The organism is Lysinibacillus sp. EB271-A1-10B, assembly GCF_058791335.1.
The window spans coordinates 21,775-27,946 of the sequence record NZ_JBYTDL010000031.1 but is presented as its reverse complement, the minus strand read 5'-3'; the positions used below and the strand labels follow the sequence as shown (position 1 = coordinate 27,946).

At 38.7% G+C, this 6,172-nt stretch carries 6 protein-coding genes; all 6 read left to right on the top strand.

The features are described 5' to 3' along the window. A partial coding sequence (locus AC3WSK_RS24135) for a hypothetical protein (RefSeq protein ID WP_492414779.1) occupies positions 1 to 400 on the top strand: 400 nt, incomplete at its 5' end. Positions 401 to 468: 68 nt separating this feature from the next. Continuing rightward, positions 469 to 891, top strand: a complete 423-nt coding sequence (locus tag AC3WSK_RS24130; protein ID WP_240518204.1) for a MarR family winged helix-turn-helix transcriptional regulator — start codon at positions 469 to 471, stop codon at positions 889 to 891. A gap of 11 nt (positions 892 to 902) precedes the next feature. After that, complete coding sequence (locus AC3WSK_RS24125) at positions 903 to 2,102, top strand: MFS transporter (protein WP_079560189.1); 1,200 nt, start codon at positions 903 to 905, stop codon at positions 2,100 to 2,102. A 162-nt stretch (positions 2,103 to 2,264) separates the two neighbouring features. Next, positions 2,265 to 3,131 carry an iron uptake system protein EfeO gene (efeO, locus tag AC3WSK_RS24120; protein WP_079560190.1) on the top strand — a complete coding sequence of 289 codons (867 nt, stop codon included), beginning with the start codon at positions 2,265 to 2,267 and terminating at the stop codon, positions 3,129 to 3,131. A gap of 18 nt (positions 3,132 to 3,149) precedes the next feature. Further along, positions 3,150 to 4,409 carry an iron uptake transporter deferrochelatase/peroxidase subunit gene (gene efeB / locus AC3WSK_RS24115; protein WP_492414780.1) on the top strand — a complete coding sequence of 420 codons (1,260 nt, stop codon included), beginning with the start codon at positions 3,150 to 3,152 and terminating at the stop codon, positions 4,407 to 4,409. Then, positions 4,384 to 6,099 carry an FTR1 family iron permease gene (locus AC3WSK_RS24110; RefSeq protein ID WP_492414781.1) on the top strand — a complete coding sequence of 572 codons (1,716 nt, stop codon included), beginning with the start codon at positions 4,384 to 4,386 and terminating at the stop codon, positions 6,097 to 6,099. Before efeB ends, AC3WSK_RS24110 begins: the two co-directional genes overlap by 26 nt. Positions 6,100 to 6,172: the final 73 nt, after the last annotated feature.

The window sequence follows — 6,172 nt, the reverse complement described above, 5'->3', positions numbered from 1 at the left end:
AAACGTGGATAGAAAGCGTAGAAAGCTGGATAGAGCGCCCAAAAACGTGGATAGAAAGCGTAGAAAGCTGGATAGAGCGCTCAAAAACGTGGATAGAAAGCCTAGAAAGCTGGATAGAGAGCTCAAAAACGTGGATAGAAAGGCGAGAAAGCTAGATAGAGCGCTCAAAAACGTGGATAGAAAACGGAGAAAGCTGGATAGAGAGCTCAAAAACGTGGATAGAAAGCGTAGAAAGCTGGATAGAGCGCTCAAAAACGTGGATAGAAAGCGTAGAAAGCTGGATAGAGCGCCCAAAAACGTGGATAGAAAGCGTAGAAAGCTGGATAGAGCACTCAAAACCGTGGATAGAAAGCCAAGAAAGACGAAAAGCCCGACCCAAAACTCCGAATTTCCCGACTAATTCCTACTAGACAAATAAAAACGAAAAGCGTATAGTTAGTTAGGCTAACTAACTAAAAAGGAGTGGTAATGTTGACGATCGAACAAGAATTTTTTAATCAGTACCGCTTAATGTATAGACCGTTTATCAATCTAATAAATGTGCAGTTGGGGAAATATCAGCTGTATAGCTCTCAATGGGCTCTTCTTCGGTTATTGATGGATAAAGGGCCACATACATTTGTGGATATTGCGAATTTCATGTTTATTGAAAAGCCGAGTGTAACGAGACTTGTGCAAAAGCTTGTGGAGCTTGGTTACGTGGAAACGGTAGCGGGTAGGGATAAGCGCGAAAAGCTTGTACAATTGACGGCTGATGGTGAAGAGATTGTGCAAGAAATTCAAGCGCATTTAAAACCAACTATGGAACAGGCACTCGCGGGGGTATCGGAGCGGGATATTGAAATTGCGACACAAGTGTTAGCGAACATTTGTGCAAACATCAATCGGTAGGAGAGAAAAAAGTGGAAGCAACTAGACATAAACTTTGGACGAAGGACTTTTTAATCGTCTCACTTATTAATTTTACCATTACATTAATATTCTTTTTATTGATGGTAACGATTGCAGGCTATGCGGTTGAGCATTTTGGGGCTTCGACTAGTACGGCAGGTCTTGTATCGAGTATTTTTATTATTGGTACTTTATTTGGGCGTCTCGGGACAGGGCGTATTATTGGGGATTGGGGTAGTAAAAAAACATTATTTTTTGGATTATTATTGTTTATGCTATCCACGATGTCTTATTTTATCGCGACGAATTTGCCACTTCTAATGGTCAATCGTTTAGTACAGGGTATTGCACTTGGGATGGCTAGTACGGCGACAGGGACAATTATTGCACAGATTTTACCTTCTGATCGACGAGGAGAAGGTATCGGTTATTACAGCTTGAGTGCTATTTTAGCTACTGCTATCGGACCGTTTGTAGGTATTCTTCTAACGCAGCTGTTTGAAGATTATCGGATGATTTTTGCTGTCGATTCCGTATTAGCTATTGTATGCTTCTTGTTGTATTTTATCGTAACCGTTCCAGATGCACCGAAGAAGGCCAAAGAAATGGCGGAGAAAACAGGCTTTAAGCTCACTAATTTTATCGAAATGCGTGCCGTGCCAATTGCTTTTGTGGCGCTCGTTATTGGCTTTGCCTATTCAGGGGTTATGTCATTTATGACGTTTTACGCGAAAGAGCTTGATTTGGTAACTGCAGGAAGTTATTTCTTTATTATATATGCAATTGTTATTTTAGCGACACGTCCTTTTACAGGAAAATTACTAGACACTAGAGGTGCAAACATTGTTATCTATCCATGTTTAGTTATTTTTGCACTAGGAATGTATGCTTTTAGTTCGGCGACTAGTAGTGTTGTATTTTTACTAGCCGCAGCTTGCATAGGGATAGGTTATGGCAATTTCAATTCAGTAGCGCAAGCAATAGCGATTAAAGTTACACCAAATGAGCGTTTAGGACTTGCGACATCGACATATTTTATTTTATATGATTTAGGTTTAGGGGTTGGTCCTTATTTCTTAGGATTCTTCGTTCCGACTTCGGGGTACAGTGCCATTTTCTTTGCGATGGTATTTGTTATTTTAGTGTCAATTATCCTTTATTATTTCTTATATGGAAAATATGAAAATAGAAATCAAGCAAAAATTTCGTAGTTTAGAATGATTATATTGTGGAAAAAACGCCATTTATCTAGTTATCTAATTAGATCGACTATAAAATGTCGTTTTTTTCTATAAATAAAAATACTTCTTGCAATTGCACTTGATAATCATTATCATTCTCGATATAAACTATTTCGGAAGTAGGTACTTAGCATGAAAAAAACATCATTATTGTCAGTATTAGTTGCAGGAGGTATTCTAATGACTGGCTGTGGAAATACAGATGAAGCTAAAAAAGACGATAAGCCAGCAACAGAGCAAGCAGAAAAAGCTACAAAAGTTGATTTATCTGCTGAACTAGCAGCCTATCAAACATTTGCATTAGAGCAAATGGATCAATTTTTAGTAGAAACGGAAAAATTTGTAGAAGCATTTAAAGCTGGTAAAATTGAAGAGGCAAAAGCAGCTTATGCGCCGGCACGTATGTATTTCGAGCGTTCGGAGCCAATCGCAGAGAGCTTTGGTGACCTTGACCCACGTATTGACGGTCGTTTAGCTGATATTAAAGAAGAAGGCAAAGGCGAAGAAGCATGGTCGGGCTATCATAAGCTAGAACATGCGCTTTGGGTAGAAAACAAAACTGCAGGCTACGAGGCAGTTGCAGATCAATTACTAGCAGACGCTAAAGAATTACACGCATTAGTTCAAACTGTAGAAGTAACACCTGATTTAATGATTACAGGTGCGGTTGACTTATTAAATGAAGTATCGACATCAAAAATCACTGGTGAAGAAGAAATCTATTCTCATACAGACCTTTATGACTTTAAAGCAAACATTGAAGGTGCAGAAAAAATCTTTGAAATTCTACGTTCTAAATTAGAAGCGAAAGATAAAGACTTAGTTGCTACATTAGATGAAAAATTTAAAGCAGTAGATGATTTATTAGCGAAGCATGCGACTGCTGATGGCGGATATGTTTCTTACGAAAAATTAACTGATGAAGACACAAAAGCACTTTCAGCAGCAGTTAATCAACTTGGTGAACCATTAAGTCAAATGGGTATTATTTTAGAGTAATTTTTGGAGTGATAATAAATGACAGCGTCAAATGATGAAAAATGGATGAATAAAAAAATATCGAGACGTGACATGTTAAAGCTAACAGGTATCGGAGCAGCTGGTATAGCTATCGGTGCCTCTGGCTTAGGTGGTGTTATGAAAGTAATGGGCTACGATGTGTTCGAGCCTGTTGCGGATAGCACGACTGCACGTAATAAAGTTGATTTTTATGGAAAACATCAATCTGGCATTATTACACCAGTTCAGACAAATATTTATTTTGCTTCTTTAGATGTTTTATTTACATCAAAGAAAGACTTACAAGAGTTGTTCAAAAAATGGACACCTCTTGTTGTTCGTTTAATGAATGGTGAATTAATGGTAGATTTAACAACAAATACTAGAGTTCCTACAGGAGATACAGGTGAAGCAGAAGGTTTAGACGCTTCAAATTTATCGATCACAATTGGTGTTGGCCCATCTTTGTTTGATAAGCTTGGGATTCAACATTTGAAGCCTGCAGAATTAAATGATTTACCACATTTCCCAAAAGATCAACTACAAAAAGAACTTACAGGTGGAGATCTTTGTATCCAGGCATGTGCGGATGATCCACAGGTGGCATTCCACGCAGTACGTAACTTAGTTCGTGCAGCATCTGGTAAGGTAGAAGTTAAATGGTCTCAAGCAGGCTTTAACTCATTCCCAGCTGGTGAAGGAACACCGAGAAATTTATTTGCATTCAAGGATGGCACTGGAAATCCGTCGACTGCCGATGACAAAGATTTAAATAAAGTTGTATGGGTTGATAAAGGCTGGCTAAAAGGCGGCTCTTATTTAGTCGCACGTAAAGTTCAAATGCATCTTGAAACATGGGATCGCACATCTTTGAAAGATCAGGAGGTAACATTTGGTCGTTATCGCGATAGTGGTGCACCTTTTGGTAAAAAGAAAGAGTTCGATGATTTCGATGTAGAGGCGAAGGATAGCAACGGTGAGTACATTATGCCAGATACGTCACACGTACATTTGGCACGTAAATCAGGTGCGCGTATGTTACGTCGTTCGTATTCTTATGCATCAGGTGTTATGACGAATACAGGTGCGCATGATGCGGGACTCATGTTTGTTTCTTTTCAAAAAGACCCAGCCCAATTTATAACAGTTCAAAATAGCTTAGGACGTTTGGATAAAATGAATGAGTATACTACACATCGAGGCAGCGCAGTGTTCGCTTGCTTCCCTGGTGTACAAAAGGGGAGTTATATAGGTGAAGCACTTTTTAACGCGCTGTAGCTTAGTACTTTGCTTGTTATTGGCACTTGCTGCACCAGTGCAGGCAGCGCAATCATATAGTCACTTATACATTTCTATTAGTGATGCGCTAATGAATACGAAGCAGGATAAAGAATCCGAAGCTGAGCAAGCCCTTGAACAGTTTGCAACAGACTGGGCGTCGGTTACATCAGAGCAAAAGAAAGCAAAAGAAAAAGTTGATAATATTCTTGCACAAGCAGTTGAAGCTACTACTAAGGATGAACGTTTAAAGGCACTATCTGAATTGTCAAATGCCTTACGTGCATTAGAAAAGCTTGAGAATCCTGTAGATGAAGCGGCGCAGCGTGCAGAATTTGGCACGAAATTTAAACCTGTCATGAAAGCATTTGAAGATGCCTTAGCAAGTAGGGATTTAGCTACAATCGACGCAGCCTATAAGGATTTCAATACGAAATGGAAAAAAATTGAACGTCCTGTGCGAGAGCAAAGTATTGCCATGTACGGGCAGATTGAAACACAGATGGCCTTTATACGGATCACACTTGCTTCTGAAGAGCCAGATGTAGCATTAATGCAATCACAATATGCAGAATTAAAACAAACAATTGAAGATTTTGTAGCAGGTAATGAAACGGCGGAAGTTGTAGAAGGAGAGTATTCTTTAGCAACATTAATTGCTTATATTGATGAGGCGAATGATTTTATCGATGCAGGTGACTACAAGGCAGCCTCAGATAAAATTCGAGAGTTCATTAAAATTTGGCCAAGTGTAGAAATAGATATTTCAACACGTAACGGCAGCCTGTATACAAAAATTGAAAGTGATATGCCAATCATCGTTAGTGACTTATTGAAGTCTAACGTAGATGTTAAAGCAGTTAAAAGTAAGCTTAATATTTTCCGCACTGAAATTGAGCTGATTCAAGGTGACTCAGATTACACGCTGTGGGATGCTGCATTAATCTTACTACGAGAAGGCTTAGAGGCACTGCTTATTATTATGGCATTAGTATCATTCTTAGAGAAGTCTGGACAAAAAACAATGCGCAAATGGATATATGTTGGTGCATTTGTAGGGATCTTTTTATCAGCAGTAGCAGCTGTTTTAATGTCGACAATTTTCCAATCAGCGACAATTGATACGAGTCGAGAGCTCATGGAAGGTTATATTGGTTTATTAGCCGCTGCAATGATGATTGGAGTTGGTATTTGGCTCCATAGTAAATCGAGTGTGGTAAGTTGGAATCGCTATATTTCCAAACAAATGGGCAATGCCATCTCTACTGGCTCGGTGTTTGCCATGGCATCAATTAGCTTTTTATCTGTTTTCCGTGAAGGTGCAGAAACACTTGTCTTCTATGCAGGAATTGCACCTAAAATGGAGACATCTCAGTTTGTGCTAGGGATCGTAGTAGCACTTTTAATATTAGCTATTTTTGCATTTGTATTATTTAAAGCAAGTGGAAAAATTCCAATTCATAAATTTTTCGCTGTTGCTACGGTGTTAATCTACGTATTGGCATTTAAAATTATTGGTGTCAGCTTGCATACATTGCAGTTAAGGGATTCAGTTTCAACAACTATTGTAGATGGCTTGCCAGTTGTCAACATCATTGGTTTCTATCCAACAGTAGAAACTATGATTGGACAAGCAGTTTTACTTGTACTAGTTGTAGCAACAATCATTTATAAAAAGAAACAAAAATAAATAGAAGGGCAGATGAATAGACTTTCATCTGCCCTTCAGCACGTCGTTAAAAAATTAATTAAAGTGTATCTTT

Excerpts from the sequence above, each read along its gene's own strand:
- AC3WSK_RS24130 (WP_240518204.1), top strand. The coding sequence starts at position 469 with ATGTTGACGATCGAACAAGAATTTTTTAATCAGTACCGCTTAATGTAT.
- efeO (WP_079560190.1), top strand. The coding sequence starts at position 2,265 with ATGAAAAAAACATCATTATTGTCAGTATTAGTTGCAGGAGGTATTCTA.
- efeB (WP_492414780.1), top strand. The coding sequence starts at position 3,150 with ATGACAGCGTCAAATGATGAAAAATGGATGAATAAAAAAATATCGAGA.